General features: G+C 64.6%; 21 protein-coding genes. 10 read left to right on the top strand and 11 right to left on the bottom strand.

All coding sequences use genetic code 11. The features are described from left to right. Positions 1-78: 78 nt before the first annotated feature. Positions 79-777, top strand: coding sequence for an SURF1 family protein (locus QZ656_RS12315; RefSeq protein WP_291993657.1), 699 nt, complete (start codon positions 79-81; stop codon positions 775-777). Beyond that, positions 774-1,400 carry a hypothetical protein gene (locus tag QZ656_RS12310; protein WP_291993656.1) on the top strand — a complete coding sequence of 209 codons (627 nt, stop codon included), beginning with the start codon at positions 774-776 and terminating at the stop codon, positions 1,398-1,400. The genes QZ656_RS12315 and QZ656_RS12310 overlap by 4 nt, the downstream gene beginning before the upstream one ends. A 40-nt stretch (positions 1,401-1,440) precedes the next feature. On the opposite strand, the gene rpoH is transcribed toward QZ656_RS12310, so the two are convergent. From rpoH to QZ656_RS12280, 6 genes are all read right to left on the bottom strand, one after another. Then, on the bottom strand, positions 1,441-2,301 hold the full coding sequence (gene rpoH, locus QZ656_RS12305) for an RNA polymerase sigma factor RpoH (protein WP_291993655.1): 861 nt from the start codon (positions 2,299-2,301) through the stop codon (positions 1,441-1,443). Between the two features lie 209 nt (positions 2,302-2,510). Beyond that, the gene (locus tag QZ656_RS12300; protein WP_291993654.1) at positions 2,511-3,647 is read right to left on the bottom strand and encodes a YeeE/YedE family protein; all 1,137 of its coding nucleotides are present in this window, start codon (positions 3,645-3,647) and stop codon (positions 2,511-2,513) included. A gap of 68 nt (positions 3,648-3,715) precedes the next feature. After that, positions 3,716-4,186 (bottom strand): hypothetical protein, encoded by a 471-nt coding sequence (locus QZ656_RS12295; protein WP_291993653.1) that lies wholly within the window; start codon positions 4,184-4,186, stop codon positions 3,716-3,718. Between the two features lie 137 nt (positions 4,187-4,323). Beyond that, on the bottom strand, positions 4,324-5,601 hold the full coding sequence (locus tag QZ656_RS12290) for a multiheme c-type cytochrome (RefSeq protein ID WP_291993847.1): 1,278 nt from the start codon (positions 5,599-5,601) through the stop codon (positions 4,324-4,326). Positions 5,602-5,774: 173 nt separating this feature from the next. Beyond that, on the bottom strand, positions 5,775-6,032 hold the full coding sequence (locus QZ656_RS12285) for a hypothetical protein (protein WP_291993652.1): 258 nt from the start codon (positions 6,030-6,032) through the stop codon (positions 5,775-5,777). Between the two features lie 49 nt (positions 6,033-6,081). Further along, a complete protein-coding gene (locus QZ656_RS12280; protein WP_291993651.1) occupies positions 6,082-6,651 on the bottom strand; it encodes a cytochrome c peroxidase in 570 nt (189 codons plus the stop codon). Between the two features lie 496 nt (positions 6,652-7,147). Between QZ656_RS12280 and QZ656_RS12275 the strand changes: the two genes are divergently transcribed. Beyond that, positions 7,148-8,245, top strand: coding sequence for a hypothetical protein (locus QZ656_RS12275; protein ID WP_291993650.1), 1,098 nt, complete (start codon positions 7,148-7,150; stop codon positions 8,243-8,245). A gap of 109 nt (positions 8,246-8,354) precedes the next feature. Further along, positions 8,355-9,473, top strand: a complete 1,119-nt coding sequence (locus QZ656_RS12270) for an NADH:flavin oxidoreductase/NADH oxidase (protein ID WP_291993649.1) — start codon at positions 8,355-8,357, stop codon at positions 9,471-9,473. A gap of 177 nt (positions 9,474-9,650) precedes the next feature. Here QZ656_RS12270 and QZ656_RS12265 read toward each other — a convergent pair whose 3' ends face one another. Continuing rightward, a complete protein-coding gene (locus tag QZ656_RS12265; RefSeq protein ID WP_291993648.1) occupies positions 9,651-10,550 on the bottom strand; it encodes a LysR family transcriptional regulator in 900 nt (299 codons plus the stop codon). A 105-nt stretch (positions 10,551-10,655) separates the two neighbouring features. Here QZ656_RS12265 and QZ656_RS12260 point away from each other — a divergent pair, with 105 nt between their 5' ends. The 3 genes from QZ656_RS12260 to QZ656_RS12250 all read left to right on the top strand — a co-directional run bounded on the left by QZ656_RS12260 (position 10,656) and on the right by QZ656_RS12250 (position 12,301). After that, positions 10,656-11,117 carry a DoxX family protein gene (locus QZ656_RS12260; RefSeq protein ID WP_291993647.1) on the top strand — a complete coding sequence of 154 codons (462 nt, stop codon included), beginning with the start codon at positions 10,656-10,658 and terminating at the stop codon, positions 11,115-11,117. Between the two features lie 41 nt (positions 11,118-11,158). Then, positions 11,159-12,010 carry a class III extradiol ring-cleavage dioxygenase gene (locus QZ656_RS12255; protein WP_291993646.1) on the top strand — a complete coding sequence of 284 codons (852 nt, stop codon included), beginning with the start codon at positions 11,159-11,161 and terminating at the stop codon, positions 12,008-12,010. Positions 12,011-12,112: 102 nt separating this feature from the next. After that, the gene (locus QZ656_RS12250; protein ID WP_366522162.1) at positions 12,113-12,301 is read left to right on the top strand and encodes an HU family DNA-binding protein; all 189 of its coding nucleotides are present in this window, start codon (positions 12,113-12,115) and stop codon (positions 12,299-12,301) included. Between the two features lie 173 nt (positions 12,302-12,474). Here the strand turns inward: QZ656_RS12250 and QZ656_RS12245 are convergent, their stop codons facing one another. Beyond that, positions 12,475-13,890, bottom strand: a complete 1,416-nt coding sequence (locus QZ656_RS12245; protein ID WP_291993645.1) for a dihydrolipoyl dehydrogenase — start codon at positions 13,888-13,890, stop codon at positions 12,475-12,477. A gap of 138 nt (positions 13,891-14,028) precedes the next feature. On the opposite strand from QZ656_RS12245, the gene QZ656_RS12240 reads away from it, so the two are divergent. Together QZ656_RS12240 and QZ656_RS12235 are read left to right on the top strand one after the other, a co-directional pair. Beyond that, positions 14,029-15,291 (top strand): hypothetical protein, encoded by a 1,263-nt coding sequence (locus QZ656_RS12240; RefSeq protein ID WP_291993644.1) that lies wholly within the window; start codon positions 14,029-14,031, stop codon positions 15,289-15,291. 10 nt (positions 15,292-15,301) lie between these two features. After that, positions 15,302-16,102, top strand: a complete 801-nt coding sequence (locus tag QZ656_RS12235) for a mechanosensitive ion channel domain-containing protein (RefSeq protein ID WP_291993643.1) — start codon at positions 15,302-15,304, stop codon at positions 16,100-16,102. Positions 16,103-16,300: 198 nt separating this feature from the next. Here the strand turns inward: QZ656_RS12235 and QZ656_RS12230 are convergent, their stop codons facing one another. Then, positions 16,301-17,197: a LysR family transcriptional regulator ArgP gene (locus tag QZ656_RS12230; protein ID WP_291993642.1), complete on the bottom strand. Its 897-nt coding sequence runs from the start codon at positions 17,195-17,197 to the stop codon at positions 16,301-16,303. Between the two features lie 95 nt (positions 17,198-17,292). Here QZ656_RS12230 and QZ656_RS12225 point away from each other — a divergent pair, with 95 nt between their 5' ends. Beyond that, on the top strand, positions 17,293-17,892 hold the full coding sequence (locus tag QZ656_RS12225) for a LysE/ArgO family amino acid transporter (RefSeq protein ID WP_291993641.1): 600 nt from the start codon (positions 17,293-17,295) through the stop codon (positions 17,890-17,892). Between the two features lie 154 nt (positions 17,893-18,046). Here the strand turns inward: QZ656_RS12225 and QZ656_RS12220 are convergent, their stop codons facing one another. After that, positions 18,047-18,505 (bottom strand): SH3 domain-containing protein, encoded by a 459-nt coding sequence (locus tag QZ656_RS12220; RefSeq protein ID WP_291993640.1) that lies wholly within the window; start codon positions 18,503-18,505, stop codon positions 18,047-18,049. 503 nt (positions 18,506-19,008) lie between these two features. After that, entirely contained in the window at positions 19,009-19,212 is a 204-nt protein-coding gene (locus QZ656_RS12215) for a PEP-CTERM sorting domain-containing protein (RefSeq protein WP_291993639.1), read from the bottom strand. Positions 19,213-19,247: the final 35 nt, after the last annotated feature.

Here is a 19,247-nt window from a genome sequence, read left to right as displayed (position 1 = left end):
GGATTTTCCTCCTGAAAGTCACAGTCTACCGGACTCGCGCTGCGCATAGAACGCCAGACAGAATGCAGCGACCTACCGATGTCGATATTTCCTAACCAGCGCGGCTACCGACGCTGGCTGCTGATCATCCTGTTGCTGGTGATCTGTCTGGGCATGGCGCGTCTACAGCTGTGGCGCGCTGAAACGCGTGGCGAACGTTTCGAGCGCGAGCAAGCCGCCCTGATCGCCACGCCGATCACCTTGTCGGCAGAGCAACGCCAACGCGAGGAACTACTTGACACGGCGGCGATCGCACGCGGTCACTGGCTCCCCGAGAAGACGATTTTTGTCGACAACAAGATCTATCACAGCCGCCCCGGCTATCACGTTCTCACGCCTTTGCAGCTAACCGGCAGCAAGGCTGTTGTATTGGTCAATCGTGGCTGGATTCCAGCGCCGCGACTACGTTCCGATATTCCGTCGGTGTCGTCGCCAGTGGGCGAGATCGAAGTCACCGGCATCACCCACAGCTTCGCGGTGAAGACATTTGAACTGCAGGAAACTGAGCCGGCGGGGCCGATCTGGCAGCACGTCCGGGAAGCCGAGTATCGGCAACGCAGCGGCCTCGACGCGCTGCCGGTGATCGTCCTGCAAACCGGCGGCGACGATGACGGCTTGATCCGCGACTGGGGTAATCCTGACAATCCAGCAACCAGGCACTACGGCTACGCCGCGATGTGGCTGGTTTTCGCTCTCATGGCTGCAGCCTACGGCCTTTTTGCCTGGCAAAAGAAATGACTACCGAAAAACCCACAGCAGAGAAGCTGGCAGCAAGTTCTGGCCGGCCAGCCTCTGCCACCTCGCCCACAGATCCGGCGCAGCGCAAGGGCAGGTTGACGCTGCTGGCGATCGTTGCCGTCTGCGTGCTGCCCCTTCTTGCGGCCTTGTACTTTCGCTACGTCTCACCGCCAGAGCTCAAAGCCAGCGAGGGGCAGGCGCTCACGCCAGTGGCGCTGCCGTTTGAATTTCTGCGGCAACTTGACGGCACAGCGCTGGCGCATCCCGAAGTCAGCGGCAAATGGTTGCTGATTTTTGCCGCGCCCGGCAGCTGCGACGCGCGCTGTCAGCACACGCTTTACCTGACTCGTCAGGCACGCACCGCACAGGGACGCAATATTGCGCGTCTCGACCGGCTGTGGCTGCTCACGGATGGAACGACGCCGGCGCCCGAGCTGCTGGCCGCACACCCCGACCTGCTGCTGGCCAAGGCCACCGACGACAAAGTGCTGCAGCTTCTCGGCGGTGCTGACGGTCGCTATATCAATCTGATCGACAGGCGGGGCCTGGTGGTCTTCCGCTACGCCGATGACCCCGACCCGAAAGCCTTTATCGGCGAGCTCGGCAAGCTGATCAAGTTCTGACAGCGGCGGCTTCGGGACTTCGGCGCTGGCCAGCGCGCCCTCAGCTATTGGCCAGCAGCGGCGCCAGGCTGGAGCGCATCTTCTGCATCGCCTTGGCTTCAATCTGGCGAATGCGCTCGGCAGACACCGAGAATTCCGCCGCCAGCTCGTGCAAGGTCAATGGGTTTTCCTCGGTCAACCAACGCGCCTCGACGATCCGACGGCTGCGCGGGTCAAGACTGCCCAAGGCACTGCGCAGACCCTCGGTGTGCACTTCCTCGCGGGCACGCGCCTCTAGTACCTGCACCGGTTCGCGCGAACTATCGGCCAGATAAGCGGCCGGCGCAAAGGTTTCATCGTCGTCGCTCTGTGCATCAAACGCCAGGTCGTGACCCGACAGTCGCTTATCCATCTCGATCACTTCGTCGGGCTTGACACTCAGTCGCTGCGCCACGTCGGCAACCTGCGCTGCCCCCATCGCCTGCCGGTCGGTTTTCATGCTGCGCAGGTTGAAGAACAGCTTGCGCTGCGCTTTGGTCGTTGCCAGTTTCACCATCCGCCAGTTTTTCAGGACGTACTCATGAATTTCGGCCTTGATCCATTGAATGGCAAAAGAAACCAGGCGAACGCCGCGTTCGGGATCAAAGCGCTTGACGGCCTTCATCAGCCCGATGTTGCCTTCCTGGATCAAATCGGCGTGCGGTAGCCCGTAGCCCAGATAGCCACGAGAAATCGAGATCACCAGACGCAGGTGCGAAAGGACCAGTTGTCGTGCGGCATCGAGATCGTTCTCGTCGCGGAAACGCGTTGCAAGACCGAACTCCTGCTCCTCGGTGAGCATGGGAATGCGTCGCGCTGCCTGAATGTACGCGTCGATACTGCCGACGGCGGAGATCGTTGGTAAAGCCAAGGCTTGCGTCATCTGAAGGGAGTCCTCCTCACTAGTTTACTATCCACACCAGCATTTTAGCACTCGCAGCCTGAGAGTGCTAAGGGCAGAGAAAGTTCACCCTGAAAAGCGTGCTTGACAGGTGGCTCGCGCTGAAGCGCCCGCCGAAAACGTCGCGTGCCCAGGAATTCGCCGGCTTGCCGCCTGCCGGCGAGTCGAAATGGAACGGTTCAGGAAGCCCTTCAGTCGTTGGCCAGGCCGAACAGTGGGCGCAAGCGCACGCCGATCGACGATCCCAGCAAGGCCGCAACGATCCACAGCCAGCCGTGCAGGCTGGTCGACGCGACGCCGGAAAAGAAGGCGCCGATATTGCAGCCATAGGCCAGACGCGCGCCGTAGCCCATCACCAGGCCGCCGAGCAGCGCCGCGGCAAACGACCGCGCCGACATTCGCCAGACCAGCGCAAAACGCCGGGCGAGCAAGGCGGCGATGGTCGCGCCGAGGACCAGGCCGATGTCCATGGTCGACGTCACGTCGCTGAGGACGCCGTTGTCCAGCGCCGCCAGCTGAAACGGCTGGCTCCAGAACGCATCGGCGACGGGGTTCCAGCCCAGCGCCCGCGCTGCCTTGGCTCCCCACAGCGTGAATGCCCAGGTGATGGTCCACGGGTGACCGGCGAGCAGCAGCGTGGCGAGATTGAACAAGGCCAGGAGCAGCCCGCCGACCAGCAAGGGCCACGGCCCTCGCCACAGGTGCCAGGTCCCGGCGCGTGCAGCGTCGTCGCACGGCAGAAGCCAGGCGGCAGCGCCGAGCAAGAAGGCCTGCAAGCACGCCGTGACGCCCCAGCCAAAGCGCTCGCCGAGAAGCAGCGGCGGCCACTCGGGTAGCGACTGCCACGCGCCAAGATCGAGGCTGGCCCGGAAACCACCGGCGCAGAAGGCCGTCACGACGATCAGCATGCGCGGCGACCCGGCGCCGAGCGCGTACAGGCTTCCCGAGCCGCAAGCGCCGCCGAGCTGCATGCCGATTCCGAAAAGAAAAGCGCCGAAAAGCATCGCCAGACCAAACGGTGCGGCGGCCCCGGACAGCGGCCGCCCGGCGAACTCGCCAGCGGCGAGTAGCGGCGCAAAAAGCAGCGTGGCAACCGCCACCATCGACAGCTGCGCACGGATCGCGCGCAGCTCGCCATGGAGAAGCAATCGCCGGTACGCCGCGCTAAAGCCGAAGCCGCTGTGGTAGAGCGTCACGCCGATCATCAAGCCGACGACGAACAGCGCCGCCATGCGGCCGTTGACAAGCACCAGATAGGCGATCAAGCCGACGGCAATCGTCGCCGTCGCCAGAATCGGCAGCGCTTGCTGATGGCTGGACTGACGCACGTGCCGACCTGGCGAGCGAAAGACGGACGCTTGGCGAGCTGGTGACGAAGCCGCGCAGTCGGCTCAGCTCAGCTGACGACCAGTTTGTAGTCGGGCGTCGTGTTCAGCGGACACGAATAGAGGTACTCACCCGGCTTCAGGTCGATCTTGTAATCCTGCGTCTTGCCGGTCAGCAAGCCGCCGCCAGAAACGCTGGGCAGCGTCACCCGGCCGCTGATCCCCTCGCCGCGTAGCCAGAAACCCAGCTCGTAAGGGACGTCGCGGTTGGTGACGCGAAAAATGTAGGTGCCGGCCTTGAGTTGCAGGGGTTTGGCCTTGGCCAGCCGCGCGGCGGCCGTTTTCGCGTTGATCGCTTCGCAGTCCTTGATAGTGCTGCTGCGGTAACCGTGGTTGGTCCCTTCTTCGCTCTCGAGGAACTGACAGGGTACCTGCGTCAGTTCGATGATCGCCGGTTTGGCGGTTTCGGCGGCGAGCACTGCGCCGTTGAGCAGTGGCGTGGCGAGCAAGAGGCAAGCAGCGAATCGAACGGGCGTTTTCATGGCAATTTCTCCTTGATGGGCCAGTCGCGAAGGCGACTGGCCCGGTAAAAAACAAATGCATCGGACGGCGTCGGGCCGCAGACCGCCGCGGTGCCCGCCAAGCGCGCCCCGGACTTCCGGCCGCGGCGTCGCCAGCTTCATTTCTCGGGCAGCTCTCGCCGTTCTTCGAAAGCAACGAAAGCCGACGATTCTGCTTGTTTGAGCGCGGCGACGATCAGTCGCCGGCCTTTCTGCAGCTGCTCATCGGCGAGCAAGGCGCGGTAGAAGCGGGCGTAGAACTCGTCGGGTTCGACGCGCAGGCGGAAAACCAGCGCCACCGCGCCGCGCTGCCGTGGCCGCTGATACGCGAGGCGCATCTCGCCATCGGGTGGCAGGCGCGTGTCGGCGATCTCTCGTCCGAGATCGAGCGGCAGTTGCCGCTGAATGAGCTGTTCGACACGCGTTGCCGGCAAGCTCCGGCCAGCACTATCCAGCTGCTCGATTTCGGCGATCAGCCTGGGCGTCACATAGGTCGGGAAGTAGTGGCCGGTGCCGCTGTTGCGGACCACCAGAGCCGCCCGGATAAGGCCGCCGACCAGCTCGTCGCCGCCTTCAACGGAGAACTCGACGCCGCTGCGGACCATTTCCGGATCATGGATGCCTCGCCACAGATGCCGACGTTCAGGCATGTGGCACGACTGGCACGTCCGTCCCTCGCGAGCATGGCGTGACGCCCGCCATTCCTCGTAGGTGTTCTCCAGCAGCTTGCCGTTTACCGCGTATTCGTCCGGCTGAAATTGATGGCACGCCGAGCAGAAGCGCGCATCCTCGAAGGCCGGCGTGGCCGTAAAGCCGGCGTGTGGAAGGGCCGCATTCTGGGCCGCGTCGGGTGCCGAGCGATCGCGTCGCGGCGGCCCTGAACGTTCGTGCGCGCGCACGTGACACGCCGCACAGACCACCCCCTCGCTGTGCCGCGCTGGCGATGGACTTTCGCTGGCGGCGAGTGCGGCGGCCAGGTCGTCGGCCTGCTCGGCCAAGGGCGCGTGGCAGCGGATGCAATCCTGATGCTGCTCGCCGCCGGCCGCATCCATCTCGAGCAACTGCCCGAGCAGACCCGGGCCCATGGCGTGCGCGTGCAGCGCGGTCTGCCAGTCCCGGTACTGATCGGCATGGCAGCTGCCGCAAGCGGACGCCGCCAGCGACGCCTCGAGCGGACTAAAGCTTTCTGGGAGCGGCCCCTGCGCGGCCAGCGGCCGCGCCCAATGGCGCTCGAGAAATACCGCAGTCGCCGCCTCCTGGTCGGCCGCCAAGGCTAGCGGCCGCGCGACGGTCGGCGGCGGGACAAGGGCCTCGTGCTGACCACAGCCAGCCAGAACGACAAGAAAAACGGGAAGGGCCAGCAGCACCCTTCCCGCTGGCAGGGTCGCCGGCGCCATTTTCAACCCAAGCGCCTGCGATTTCCGTCAAACGACAGACCATCTTGCGCGTCGTCTCGCCCCTCTTCCGTGCGACAACAGCAATGCCATGGTTCAACTATGCACCTGTTGTTGGGCCTCGAAGGCGAACGAAAAGCCAGCACAGTCTGGTCCGTCATTTTCTGGCAATCGCCTTATTTCTTGGCCGCGCACGGGTTCTTGGCCGCGCAGGGATTCTTCGCGGCGCAAGGATTGGCCGCTTTCGCCGCGCAGGGGTTTGCCGCCTTGGCGGCGCACGGATTGGCGGCCTTGGCCGCGGCGCTTGTCGCCGCACAGGGGTTCTTGGCGGCGCAAGGATTCTTGCCAGCACAGGGATTGGCGGCGTAGGCAAAGGGAACGGCAAGAGCGAGAGCAGCAGCGCCGAGAGCGAACTTCAGGGATTTCTGATTCATGGGTGTCTCCTTGGGTGGGTGGGTGCTGCACAAGCTAGCGGAGCATCCGCTAGTTCTTTACGGCGCAGGGATTTTTTGCGGCGCAGGGGTTAGCACCGCCGCCGGTGGGCTTGAAAGTCTTCTGAACCTCGGCGGTATAGGCGGTCAGCGCTGCCAGTTGTTTCGAGTTCCACGCCAGCGGTTTCGCGGCCATCGGCGCGACCATGCAGATCTGGACCATTTCGTCGAGGTGAATGGTCTTCATGTTGGCGTTATCCTGGGCCATTTGCACGCGGTGCGGATAGGGCTGCGCAAAGCTGTTCTGAAAGGCGCTGTTGGCCTGATGACAGGTATTGCACGACATGCCGTTGGTCGACAGGCGGCTATCGCTCCACAGGCGCTTGCCTTCGCTGCTCAATTCAGCGGCGTCGCCGACGTACCGCCGGTAATTCTTCGGGCGCGTGACCAGCTGCGGGTCGATGCCGTTGCTGGCGGCACACGGATTCTTTGCCGCGCATGGGTTGGCGGCCTTGGCGGCAGCCGGTTTACAGGGATTCGCGGCATGAGTGGCCGCCATCGGCAGCGTCAAGCCGCCGGCAAGAGCAAGGACCAGGGCAAGTGGTTTCGCGTGTGGATTCATCCGGGATCTCCTCGGTTACCGTTCCGTATCGCGGCGATCGCCGCGCCTTCATGGCCGTCAGGCTTTGCCTCTCAATGGCCTTTGGTCGGAGGCAATCGCACATGCTTACACCGTTCGTGCCGTTTTTTCGGATGGCCTGCGGTTCGGCCGCGACGCCGCGCCTTGACGGTCGCGGCAAGCAGCGGGAATTTCTTCTCGCTCGCCAGCCAACGCCAGCCATGGCCGCTGCCGTTCTGGCCATACAGTCGACCGGCAAGCGCAGACCGCGGTTCAGCCGGTTCATGCTTTGCTGCCGCTTGCCAAACTGCTTTCGGTCGTGCCACGCTAGGCGCCGCGCCCGGCCTCGGCCGCGTCTTGATGGCGATGCGCGCGCGAGCCGTCGTCCCTCCCGTCTGACGGGAAGACGACACCGCCCGGCGTTTTGTGAAACGGGCGATCAACAGCACTTTTTCGGTGCACCCTGACTGGCCGTCGGCGACGGCGGATGGAGGCTCAAATGAACGTATCGACTGAACCGGCGATCACCATCGAAGCCCTGCCGGCGGCTTACGGCGACGCTCTACTGCTCACTTGCCCGGTAGCCGATGGCAGCTGGCGCCTGCTGATGGATATGGGTCCCGATGAAACCTGGCCCTTGCTGCAAAAGCGGCTCGCGTCGCTGCCGACGGACAGCCAGGGCAGGCGCCATATCGACCTGGCGATCATCAGCCATATCGACCATGACCACATCGGCGCGGCGCGCCTGCTGTTCGCCGACAGCGCGCTTGGCCTCAGTTTTGGCGATGTCTGGTTCAATGCCCGGCGACATCTGCAGGCAGCGGCGCGTGGCGTCGCCGAGGGCGAGGCGCTGGCGACCATTCTCGGCGCACCCGAACGCAGCCTGCCGTGGAATGGCGCCTTCGGCGGCGGCCGGGTGGCGACCGCCGGCCAGGGTGGCTTTGTCGAACTGCCGTCGGCGCCCGGCTACCCGAAGCTGACGCTGCTTTCGCCAACGCCAGCGCGACTCGCTCGACTGGCATCGGTATGGGACAAAGAGCTGGCTCGCCTGCAGCAGCGCGAGTCGAACACGCAGGAACAGTTCCAGCGCGGCATCACCTTCCCGGACCTTGAAACACTGGCCGCGCTGACCACCACCAAGGACCAGGCGCTGCCGAACGGGTCGAGCATCGCCATCCTGCTCGAACACCGGGGCGCGTCGGTACTGCTCGCCGCAGATGCCTTCCCGAACGTGCTCGCCAGCGCGCTGCGCGCCGTCGCCAAACACCGCAATCAGCACGCGCCGCTGGCGATCGACGCCTTCAAGCTCAGCCACCACGGCAGTCGCGGCAACCTGGTGCTCGACCTCTTGAAGGCGGTGCGCGCCAACTACTACATCGTCAGCACCGACAATTCGCGCTTCGGCCATCCGCACGACGAAACGCTGGCGCGAGTCATTCTGCACGGTGGCGAGCAACCAACGCTGTGCTTCAATCACGCCACCGAATACAACCTGCGCTGGGCAGATCCGCAGCTCCAGGAGCACTACCGCTACGCTACGCTCTTCCCACAAGACGCCGAGCAGGGCGCCGTACTGATCTTGCCGGCGCACCTGTGAGCCACGGCCGCACGGCACCCAGGGAACAAGTGCGCGATGGCGGGCGCTTCCCTGAACACACACGGCTGCCGTATCGTCAAACGCCAATCCACTCGCCGAGAAACGCTTCATGAGCACGCTCTTTTCGCCCTTTGCCATTGCCGATCTTCGCTTGCAGAACCGCATCGTCATCGCGCCGATGTGCCAGTACTCGGCCGACAACGGCAATGCCAGCGACTGGCATCTGATTCACCTCGGCCATCTGGCGCTATCGGGAGCCGCCCTGCTGATCATTGAGGCGACCGCCGTCGAGCCCGCCGGGAGGATCACGCCGGCCGACCTCGGACTGTGGTCCGCCGACAACGAAACGGCGCTGAAAAAGGTGCTGAACGCGCTGCGCCGGCATTCGCCGATGCCCATTGCCATCCAGCTGGCGCACGCCGGCCGCAAGGCGTCGAGCCACGTGCCCTGGGACGGCGGCCAGTTGATCTTGCCCGAGAGCGGCGGCTGGCGAGCCGTGGCGCCATCGGCCGTCGCGCACGCCCTTGGCGAGCCCGCGCCGCTGGCGCTCGATAACGCCGCCTTGCAAGGCGTGGTGCAGGCCTTCGTCGCCGCCGCGCAACGCGCGCACCGGCTGGGACTCGACGCCATCGAATTACACGCGGCGCACGGCTACCTCCTACATCAGTTTCTATCGCCGCTGGCCAACCGCCGCGACGACGCCTACGGCGGCTCGCTCGAGAATCGCATGCGTTTCCCGCTGGCCGTTTTCGAAGCCGTGCGCGCCACCGTGCCGGCGGCGATGCCGGTCGGCGTTCGCCTTTCGGCGACCGACTGGGTCGATCCCGGCTGCGGCTGGGATCTCGAACAGAGCGTGGTCTTTGGGCAGGCCCTGCAGCAGCGCGGCTGCTCGTTCATCCATGTCTCCAGCGGCGGCGTCTCGCCGCTGCAGCAGATCCCGCTTGCTCCGGGTTATCAGGTAGCGCTGGCCGAGACGATACGCCGAGAAACCGGCCTGCCGACGATCGGCGTCGGTCTGATCACCGAAGCCGCGCACGCCGAGGCGATCGTCGCCGAAGGGCGTGCCGACCTCGTCGCGCTGGCGCGCGCCATGCTGTTCGACCCGCGCTGGCCGTGGCACGCGGCAGCCGAACTCGGCGCCGAAATCAACGCGCCGCGGCAATACTGGCGCTCGCAGCCGCGCGGCCTGAGCAACTTGTTTGCTGGCGCCAAGATCGGCCAGCGCTGAGCGCGTCTTCGGCCACGCCCCCTGCGCCGCAAGCCTCGCGGGCGAACCTGCCGTCGACAGAGGAGTACGACAGCTCTAACGTGGCTCTTGCTGCGCGCTGCAACAGCGCGATCGGATAGCACTCTGGATGTAGCTGCCCCGTACCAGCGCCCTCACACCCGGAAAATTTGACCGTCCCTACGCTGGCCAGGCCGGCATCCGGAAAGCGTCGACAAGAAAGTCGATCAGTAGGCGAACCTTGGGCGCGACGAACTTGCGCGAGGGGTAAACCACGTACACGCCGAGTTCGATCGAACGGTAGGCCGGCAATAGCTCGACCAGGCTTCCCGCGATCAGATCCCGGCCGACGAGGAAAGAAGGCTGCAGTACGATTCCCTGATGGCGTAGCGCCGCCACCCGGCAGGTGTCGCCACTGTTGGTGCGCAGGCGCGGTGACACCTTCACCGACACGCTGCCTTGTGGCCCCGTGAACGCCCAGTCGTCGCCCATCGAGAACAGGCTGTAAGCCAACACCTCGTGCTGCGCCAGTTCGGACGGATGTTCTGGCGTACCGTGATTGCGCAAGTAGGTAGGTGATGCACACAACACCAGGCGCGTCGTGGTCAGCTGACGGCTGATCAGCGTCGAGTTGGGCAGGCGGGCGATGCGCACCGCCATGTCGAAGCCTTCCTCGACCAGGTCCACCACACGGTCGGCCAGCGTCACGTCCAGCGTCACTTTCGGGTGCAGGGCCATGAACTCGACCCACAGCGGCGCCAGATGCAAGCGGCCGAAGGTGAAGGGCACGTTGATGCGCAGGATTCCCGTGGCTTCGCCGCTAACCGAGGTGATCTCGGCTTCCGCCTCTTCGACGCCGGCGAGCAGTTCCGCGCAACGCGCGTGGAAGACTTCGCCCTCGGCCGTCAACGACAACTTGCGGGTCGTGCGGTGTATCAAGCGCACTCCCAGCCGCGACTCCAGATCCGCCACATGGCGCGATACCGCCGCCTTGGACATCGCCAGTGCGTCGGACGCGCCAACAAAGCTACCGGCGTCGATCACGGCGACGAAAACCCGCATGGCCTCAAATCGATCCATTGTCTCCATATCCGGAACAGTTTGTCTAACTCAAGCATGTTTATCTATTCAGACGCAACTTCTAGAATGCACCCATCGATTCACAACCCCCGTCCGGAGTACACCATGAGCACAGCCAACACCACTTCCATGCTGCAACGCGTCGTCGGCAGCGACGCCGGCTGGGGCGCGCTGGCCCTGCGCATTCCCGTCGGCGTCATCTTCGTCGCCCACGGCGCCCAGAAACTATTCGGCGCCTTTGGTGGCTACGGCCTCGAGGGAACAGGCCAGTTCATGGCCTCACTCGGCCTAACGCCGGGATACCTGATGGCCTTGCTGGCAGGCAGTGCCGAGTTCTTCGGCGGTCTGGCGCTGATCGTCGGGCTGCTGGTCCGTCCTGCCGCAATAGCCTTGGCGTTCGCGATGCTGGTGGCGATCTTTAGCGTACATATCGACAAGGGCCTGTTCATGGCCAACAACGGTTACGAATTCGCCCTGGCACTGCTCGCCGCATCGCTATCACTGTTGATCAGCGGCGCCGGTCGACTGTCGGTCGATGCCGCGTGGGCCACACGCGGCGCACGTTGAAACTGCGCCGCCCGAACATTGACCCGACCAGGAGCGACGCCATGCACCGCCTACCCAGTGTGTTCGTCTCGCACGGCGCACCTACCTTCGCCATCGAGCCCGGCCTGGCCGGGCCGCAACTGACGACCCTGGGCCGCGAACTGGCCAAGCCCCGCGCGGTGCTGATCGTGTCGCCGCACTGGATGACGCCCAGGCCGCAGGTCGGGATGGTGGAACGGCCCAGGACGATCCACGACTTCGGTGGCTTCGACCCGGCCTTGTACGAGATCGACTACCCGGTGCACGGCCACCCGCAGCTGGCCCGTCGCACACTCGATCTACTGCAAAAAAACGGCTGGTCGCCGCGGCCGGACGAGCGCCGCGGCCTGGACCACGGCGCCTGGGTGCCGATGTTGTACCTCTACCCCGAGGTCGACGTGCCGGTCTTCCAGGTCTCACTGCCGTCACGGCTGGACGCCGATTCGGCCTGGTCCTTCGGTCAGGCGCTCGCGCCGCTTGCTGACGACGGCGTGTTGATCGTCGGTTCGGGCAGCCTGACGCACAACCTCTACGATGTCCGCGGCGGCCACGGCCACGAAGAAGCTTATGCCGCCGAGTTCGCCGCCTGGGTGCGCGACGCCGTCACCACCGGCGACAGCACGCGGCTGCGCCAGACCCTCGCGTTGGCCCCGCATGCCGAACGCGCGCACCCGTCCGCCGAACATTTCTGGCCACTACTGGTAGCCGCCGGCGCGGCTGCCTCCTCCTTGCCGGCGACCGTGATCGAAGGCGGCATTACGCACGGCGTGCTGGCGATGGACTGCTTTATTTTCGGAAGCGGCGGCCGCGAAGGCCGTGCCGACGATTCGACACTTACTGGCAGCATGCTTTTACAACCGTCAATCAATTCCTGACGCGTGCCCCTTGAGATTGCCGGTTAAGCAACCACGAGGAGATCCCCAATCGTGACGAACGCCTTCAAGGGCAGCCTGTCCGCCATCGCTGCTGCGGTGGCCATGGCGCAGGGGGTGCGCGCCGCCTTCCCCCGGGGCAGAGGTAATCAAAGCCCCTGTGGCGCCATCGGGTGCGCCCTGGCTCAGGTTAATCGAGTCGAAATCCGTTCTTTCGGAAGCTTCTGCCCGAACTACCAGCCAGCGCGAACCGGGCGCAAACCACGCACCGGAGTCGCGCTTCCGGTAGCCTGAGCACACCCTTTCATGCCTGCTGCCGCCGGCGAACTCGAGCGCCTCACCGGCGTCGTTGAACGCGTGTCCTTGCACCAGGGGCAGAACGCTTTTCTGGGTGTTACGCCTCAAGGTGAAGGGTGAGCGAGAGCTGATCACCCAGATCGGCCACGCCCCGCCTCGCCAGCCACAACTCAGTCCAGCGCTTCGAGCTGATACGCACCGCAGGAAGCGAGATCGGAGTCGCTGCCGCTGGGAAGCTGTGCGGACAACTCGCGCAGCGCGCTGCGCATTCCCTCTTCGAGTACCGGGTGATAGAAGGGCAGACGCAGCAGCTCCTGGACGCTGAGCCCGCGGTCGACGGCCAGCGCCAACACATGTGCCATGTGCTCGCCCGCAGGCACGCACATCTCGCCGCCGAGCAGCCGGCCGCTACGCTGGTCGGCATAGAGGCGCATCACGCCCTTGTTGCGCTCGGCCGTTCGCGCCCGGCCCTGTCGCTTGAAGCTGGCTTGCCCGATCACCGTACTGGCCTGATCGAGCTCGGCGAAGCGCTGGCCGACGACGGCGACATTGGGGTCGGCAAAGACGATCGCCAGCGGCGTGCGGCGTCGGAAACAGCGCCGCTCCGCCGCCATGGCGTTGATGCCGGCGATGTGGCCCTCGTCGGCAGCCTCGTGCAACAAGGCGGCACGGCCGTTGGCGTCGCCGGCGAGGAAGACCGGCAGGTCGGCGATCTGCTGGGTATTCGGGTTGACCGGCGGCATGCCGCGCGCGTCGAGTTCGACGCCGAGCGTTTCGAGGCCTATACCCTCAATGTTCGGGCGCCTGCCGATGGCGGCGATGACCTGGTCGACGACGACCCGCAGGGCGCCACTGCGGACTTCGACGCCATCGGGCGCGTCGGTCAGTTCGGCGCTGGCGCCGGTGTGCAGCGAAAATTCGCGCTGCAGCAGCTGCCGGAGTTCCTGATCGACGACCTCGTCGCTGATCCCGGCAAGGAGTGGGTTGGAGCCAAAGCCGGTCACTTCGACGCCGAGTCGGGAGAGCGCCTGGGCAATTTCGACACCGATCGCGCCGAGACCGATTACCGCCATGCGGCGCGGCAGCGTGGCCAGTTCGAACAAGCTGTCGGTGGTCACGATGCGCTCACCGAAAGCACGCCAGGGAGCGGGGAGCACGGGTTGGCTGCCGGTGGCGATGACGATCCGCCGCGCACGGTAGCGACGACCATCGACCTCAACCGTTTGCGGGTCCAGCAGGCGCGCTCGGCCCGGCAGATTACGCTCACCGAGCTCGTCGGTGGCTTGCAGCGTGCCGCCGACGAAATCGTCGCGCAGGGCGCGCACGCGGCGGAGCACTGCCGGCACGTCTACGCTCAGGCCGCTGCCACCACGGATGCCGAAGGCCTCGAAGCTGTGCCGGCGATGAAAGGCACTGGCGGCTTCGATCAGCGCCTTGGAAGGCATGCAGCCGACGCGTGCGCAGGTCGTCCCGTAGTGACCATCGTTGATCAGCAGAAAACTCTCGGTACGCTTGCGCACTTCACGCAAGGCCGCCAGGCCGGCGGAGCCGGCACCGATGATGATGACGTCGAGAGTCTTTGCCATTTGTCGTACCTCGCGAGAAAGGCTTCTGGAGCTTGGCGCTGCGCACGCGGGCTTCTCGGGGCCTGGCGAGCAAACGAAACCAAGCGGCCCGGTGACGTTCGTATCGCGGCGCCTAATCCATTCGCGTACCATCAGCGCATGAACAGGGAACACGACTTGCCGCCGCAGAAACAGGATAGCGCATCGCAGCCGACGCTGTGGGAGTTCGTCAGACTCGCCGAGTATCACGTTCCCAGCCCGGCCGGGGCGAGCGCGGCACTGGAGAAATGGGCTTCGCTGAAGCAGCTTTTCCGCAGCGACGACAGGGATGAACAGGCACCGGTCAAGTCCGAGGACGAGTTGCGGATGCTCTCGCAATCGCGCTTGCAGGACCTGCATCTGGCGCGACCGATCGACTGGCGGAGCGCGGCGACAGCGCTGGACACGGCCTTGGCTGATTGGCTGCGTCCCGACAATCCCGGCACGCCGGTCAGGTTCGTGATCGGGCAACCGCATTGCGGCCATCCGGAAATCCTTGCGCAGTGGGCCGCCGACCACGGTGCCAGCGCAATCGAGGCGCCGAGCGTCGAGCAGATTCTCGGCGGTGACGAGCACTGGCTGCAAGCCTGGCCGGCGAGCGATAACCTGTGGGTGCTGGCGAAGCTCGAACATTGCTACCTGCGTCATGCCGACGGTCTTGGGCTCGTTCGGCGCCTGCTGGAACGGGCGGCGAACGGCGCTTTGGGACGCGGCGTGATTGCTTGCGACAGTTGGGCCTGGGCCTACCTGCAGGAAGTCTGGCCACTCGCGCAGCCCGACGCGCTGACCCTGCAGGCCTTCGATGCGCGGCGTCTGTCACGCTATCTGGCCGAGCTGGTGTCGTGCCCGGGGCAAGGCGGCCTGCGCTTCTGCAACGCCAGGACCGGCAAGGAGGTGCGCCTGCAACTCGACGCGAGCAAGGCCGAGGCCAGCCCGGAAATCACTCATCTCGCCGCTTACAGCCGCGGCAATATCGGCAGCGCCTGGACTACCTGGCGGGGGTCGTTGCGGGCGGCGCCCGACCAGGAACAAGATCAGGAGGCCACTGCGAAAGCCGGCGAGACGCGGCCCGGCGCGAAAGCGGCAGCGGACGCCGACATCGTGTGGGTGTCGGCGATCCGGCAGGAAGCCGCTCTGCCCACCGAAAAAGGCGAAGCCATGGCCTTCATCCTGCACGCTCTACTCTTACACAATGGCCTGCCGGCAGCGCTGCTGCCCGAGCTGCTACCGCAACCCGCGCACCGCATCGCCTCCACCCTGCTGCAGCTGCAGGCACTGGGCGTCGTCGCGCTGGCGGACGGGCGCTGCCAGGTCAGCGCGCCGGCCGACGCCGTAGTGCGCGAGTTCTTGCGCCGCCGCGGCTTTCTGAAGGATGCCTTCTGAGGCCTTGAGCATGGATACTCCAAAACTCTTCAAAACACTCGGCGCCGGTACGCTGCTCGAAGTGTTGCTGATCGTCGCCCTTGCGACGACGCTGATCGTTGCCGCGCAAAAGCTTCTGCCATGGCTTGCCGACCAGTTGCACGGCAAGCGCCGACTCTACCTGCTGGCGATCGTGCCGCTGCTGCGGCTGGGCATCCTGGTGGTGACCTTCGTACTGATAGTGCCGCTGATCGTCGAGCCGTCGCTGCAGAACATGGTGGCCTTGTTGGGCACCGTCGGCCTGGCGCTGGGTTTCGCGATGAAAGACTATGCCAGCAGCCTGATCGCCGGCATTGTGGCGGTCAGCGAAATGCCCTATCGCAACGGCGACTGGATCGAAATCAACGGTATCTACGGCGAAGTGACGCATATCGGCATGCGCACGGTACAGGTGCTCACCGCCGACGACAACCTGGTCAGCATCCCGCACCTGCGGCTGTGGAACGATCCGATTTTCAACGCCAACTGCGGCCGTCCGCAATTGCAGTGTGCGGCGGACTTCTATCTGCACCCCGTGCACGATGCCGCGGCTGTCAAGAGCGTCCTTCAGGACGTCGCACTGACCAGCCCCTACCTCTTTTTCGACGATCCGATCATGGTCGTCGTCCATGAAAAACCCTGGGGCACACATTACCGCCTGAAAGCTTATCCGATAGACGCGCGTCAGCAGTTTCGCTTCATCAGCGACCTGACCGTGCGCGGCAAGGCCGGCCTGCTACGACTCGGCGTCAGCTTCGCGACAGCGCCGCCGGTTGCCGGGAAGGAGGCTTGAGTATATCGGGTAGGGAAATACGCCTCGCGCTGAGGGCGGCAGGAGGCTCTCGGAGGTGACCGCAAACGTCCCGGAGGAGGCGAATGCGCTTTTCACGCCAATACCCTCTTCACGTCTATCTACTGCTCAATAATTGGCCGGCTGCAACTCGTCCAACGTCACGTCAAGTTATCTGGGAGCAAATTCCGCGATGCTTTGCTATTGGCGCAGCGCTTTTTCGGCGGCCTGATGTACCAGTCGGCCAAGAAAGTCCAGCGCCGACGAAGCAATCCGCCAGCGATGCCAGAACAGTGGAACGTCCAGGCAGTGCGGCGAAGCGAGCTCGATGAGTTGCCCCGCTTGCAGGTGCGTCGCGGCGAGCTGTTCCGGGATCATCCCCCAGGTCATGCCGCGCAACACAGCTTCAGCAAAGGATCGGGTCGTCGGTAGGTAGTGCGTCGGTGGCTTGACGACGCTATCCGTGAGCCGGGCCAGAAAAGCCTGCTGCAAACCGTCCTTCTTGTTGAACATCAACATTGGCGCGGCGTTCAGCGATTCGGCGTTGACCCCGGCGGCGAAGTGTCGCTCGACATACGACGGCGAAGCCAGGGCCAGATAGCGCATCACGCCGAGCGCTTCGACCTGGCAACCCTGAACGGGCTTCGCATTGGCACTCACGCCAGCCATCACCGTGCCTTCGCGCAGCAATACCAGCGAGTGATCCTGATCCTCGACCCGCAGGTCCAGCGTAATGGCCGTGCTGCTGCCCAGAGTATCGAAGACCTCGGGGAACCAGCTATCCAGGGAGTCGGCGTTGATCACCATCGGGATGCGCACGATCGATGTGGCGCCGGCATCAAGCACGCCCAGCGCCGCTAGAACCTCAGCTTCCAGCATCGCGAGCTCTTCCGCGTAGCGCAGCAGAGGACGTCCGGCCAAAGTCGCCTGGCATGGCGTGGCGCGCTGGATCAGAACCTGCCCCATGCGCTCCTCGAGCAACTTGATGCGCTGACTGATCGCCGATGGCGTCACGTTCAGCTGCCGCGCCGCCGCCTCGAAACTACCTCCGCGGATGGCTTCGGCAAAGGCAGCCAATTGGCCGTTGTCGATCTTCATCGGTTAGAAATTCTAATTAATGGTTACGAAGTTTAACTGGTTTTGTGTCGCGGCGCGCCATAAGCTGACGGCCTTGCCAACTTCACTGACCAATCATGCCAGCCGACCTCGTTGCAGGCTTTCTTTCCGGTGCGGTCCTGATCGTCGCCATTGGTGGGCAGAATTCCTACTTGCTTCGCCAGGGTGTCCGCGGCGAACACATCCTGCCACTGGTGCTCATCTGCGCAAGCGCCGACGCCCTGCTGATCATGGCCGGCGTTGCCGGGCTGGGAGCGGCGATGCAAGCCCAGCCAGCCCTACTCGGCCTAGCTCGCTACGGCGGTGCAGCGTTCTTGCTCGTCTACGGACTGCTATCGGCGCGGCGCGCCCTCAAACCGGAACAACTCGTGCTCGACGCCGGCAGCAGCCTACCGCTCGGCCTGGCCCTGGTGACGTGTCTCGGCTTTACCTTTCTGAATCCGCACGTCTATCTGGATACCGTAATCCTGCTCGGCTCAATGGCCAGCCAAAGAGGAGAAGGAAACTGGATTTTCGGCGCCGGAGCTGTTGGCGCGAGCTTTGTCTGGTTCTTTGCGCTCGGCTACGGGGCGCGTTTTCTGGCGCCGCTGTTCGCGAAACCGATCTCCTGGCGAATCCTCGACTCGCTGATCAGCATGACGATGTTTGGCCTCGCTGGCATGTTGATAATGGAATAGGAGTGACTGCTGGCTTGTCGGCTCTTGGCAATTACTTATCAGACAGGCTTCGAGAGGGCCGCACCACGCCGTCACTGCGAGGAGCGCAGCGACGCGGCAGTCCAGAAAACCTGCGCCCGGAAGGCGCCATGGCCGAAGGCAGAAGGGCCGGGTCTTACCAACCCCAAAGGAGGCGTTTGGCCACCCAGCCCGTGACACCATTGGAGCTTTCGACGCGCACCCAGCCGGTCTTGGCGCCACGGGTACGCAGCAGATCGTAGCGTTCGGCCTTGCCAACGACGTGGTAACGCGTGCCCGGGCCGCTGCGCAGATTGGCCACCCGTGCCTTGACGATATAGTGAGGCGTGCGGTTGGTGAGTGCCTTGGCGACCCATCCCCTGTCGTTTTCGAAGTCACGCACCTGCAGCCAGCGGCCCTGGCGCTTGAGTACCTGCAGCGGGTATCCGCGCTTGAGTTCCCACAGCACTTCGGATCGGGTGCTTGGCGCCGATCGCATGTTCACGATCGAGCCCTTGACGCTGACCATCTCGCGCGCCAGTGCGGGTGACTGAACAAACGCCATGCAAGCGCAGACGATCATGAAGAAACGGTTCGCGGCGTGCTTAAAAGCCATGCAGTAAGACCTCCGGTGTTGTTGCGACTGCCAAGGCAGTCGGACGCAACCCCGCGCCCTGGCAGCACCGCTACCGACGTCAGGGGTGGCAACGCTTGTCGCGTGATCTGACGACCGAGACAAGCCGAATTGGCGTGCATAAACGCTGCTTGTCGCCATGTGACACGATGCGCCATGGCGCGCCGGCAGGTGTCAGATCCGGATGCTGTTCCGCGGCCGTCACGGCGCATTTATCGCGCATGTTGGACAGGAAATTCAACGGCAGCCGGGAGAGTATAGGAGCGCCCAGCAAGTGGCGTCAATCGCAAAGCCGGCCCCGGAAGCCCGCAAGTGTCGTTTGAACAGCCCTCTCAACGCCGCCTTGCTCGGCTCCTGTAGGCACCCATCGGGCTGGTCTGGCAGCGGGGATGAGCACCGGCACGAGTCGTCTCGCGCCGGCCAATGGCGGCTGCTTTGGCGGTGCTTGGCGCTCGCCCGTGCTTTGCCGATGGCCGACCGGACCTTCAGCCCTGCCGTTTGCCGGCGGGCCGTCGACGGCGCATGGCGGCCACGCCGGCCAGGAGCACGAGCAGCGCCGTATTCGGTTCGGGAAGCATCATGAAGAAGACGTTTTTCTGCAGCCTGGTGATGCCGATGTTCTGGCGAATGATGTCCGATAGGCGCGTCGACAGCAGCCAGTCGAGGTCACGCCAGGCATCGCGTCGCATCTATTCGACGGGCGTCCTTGCTGCTCGCTCTTGCA

The sequence above is a fragment of the Candidatus Accumulibacter sp. ACC003 genome, assembly GCF_907163085.1.
Taxonomy (GTDB): domain Bacteria; phylum Pseudomonadota; class Gammaproteobacteria; order Burkholderiales; family Rhodocyclaceae; genus Accumulibacter.
Note: the sequence above shows the minus strand (reverse complement) of the source record. Positions and strands in the feature narration are given on the sequence as shown.

Coding starts and splice junctions, on each gene's coding strand:
- QZ656_RS12315 (WP_291993657.1), top strand. CDS start 79: ATGTCGATATTTCCTAACCAGCGCGGCTACCGACGCTGGCTGCTGATC.
- QZ656_RS12310 (WP_291993656.1), top strand. CDS start 774: ATGACTACCGAAAAACCCACAGCAGAGAAGCTGGCAGCAAGTTCTGGC.
- rpoH (WP_291993655.1), bottom strand. CDS start 2,301: ATGACGCAAGCCTTGGCTTTACCAACGATCTCCGCCGTCGGCAGTATC.
- QZ656_RS12295 (WP_291993653.1), bottom strand. CDS start 4,186: ATGAAAACGCCCGTTCGATTCGCTGCTTGCCTCTTGCTCGCCACGCCA.
- QZ656_RS12290 (WP_291993847.1), bottom strand. CDS start 5,601: ATGGCGCCGGCGACCCTGCCAGCGGGAAGGGTGCTGCTGGCCCTTCCC.
- QZ656_RS12285 (WP_291993652.1), bottom strand. CDS start 6,032: ATGAATCAGAAATCCCTGAAGTTCGCTCTCGGCGCTGCTGCTCTCGCT.
- QZ656_RS12280 (WP_291993651.1), bottom strand. CDS start 6,651: ATGAATCCACACGCGAAACCACTTGCCCTGGTCCTTGCTCTTGCCGGC.
- QZ656_RS12275 (WP_291993650.1), top strand. CDS start 7,148: ATGAACGTATCGACTGAACCGGCGATCACCATCGAAGCCCTGCCGGCG.
- QZ656_RS12270 (WP_291993649.1), top strand. CDS start 8,355: ATGAGCACGCTCTTTTCGCCCTTTGCCATTGCCGATCTTCGCTTGCAG.
- QZ656_RS12265 (WP_291993648.1), bottom strand. CDS start 10,550: ATGGATCGATTTGAGGCCATGCGGGTTTTCGTCGCCGTGATCGACGCC.
- QZ656_RS12260 (WP_291993647.1), top strand. CDS start 10,656: ATGAGCACAGCCAACACCACTTCCATGCTGCAACGCGTCGTCGGCAGC.
- QZ656_RS12255 (WP_291993646.1), top strand. CDS start 11,159: ATGCACCGCCTACCCAGTGTGTTCGTCTCGCACGGCGCACCTACCTTC.
- QZ656_RS12250 (WP_366522162.1), top strand. CDS start 12,113: ATGGCGCAGGGGGTGCGCGCCGCCTTCCCCCGGGGCAGAGGTAATCAA.
- QZ656_RS12245 (WP_291993645.1), bottom strand. CDS start 13,890: ATGGCAAAGACTCTCGACGTCATCATCATCGGTGCCGGCTCCGCCGGC.
- QZ656_RS12240 (WP_291993644.1), top strand. CDS start 14,029: ATGAACAGGGAACACGACTTGCCGCCGCAGAAACAGGATAGCGCATCG.
- QZ656_RS12235 (WP_291993643.1), top strand. CDS start 15,302: ATGGATACTCCAAAACTCTTCAAAACACTCGGCGCCGGTACGCTGCTC.
- QZ656_RS12230 (WP_291993642.1), bottom strand. CDS start 17,197: ATGAAGATCGACAACGGCCAATTGGCTGCCTTTGCCGAAGCCATCCGC.
- QZ656_RS12225 (WP_291993641.1), top strand. CDS start 17,293: ATGCCAGCCGACCTCGTTGCAGGCTTTCTTTCCGGTGCGGTCCTGATC.
- QZ656_RS12220 (WP_291993640.1), bottom strand. CDS start 18,505: ATGGCTTTTAAGCACGCCGCGAACCGTTTCTTCATGATCGTCTGCGCT.
- QZ656_RS12215 (WP_291993639.1), bottom strand. CDS start 19,212: ATGCGACGCGATGCCTGGCGTGACCTCGACTGGCTGCTGTCGACGCGC.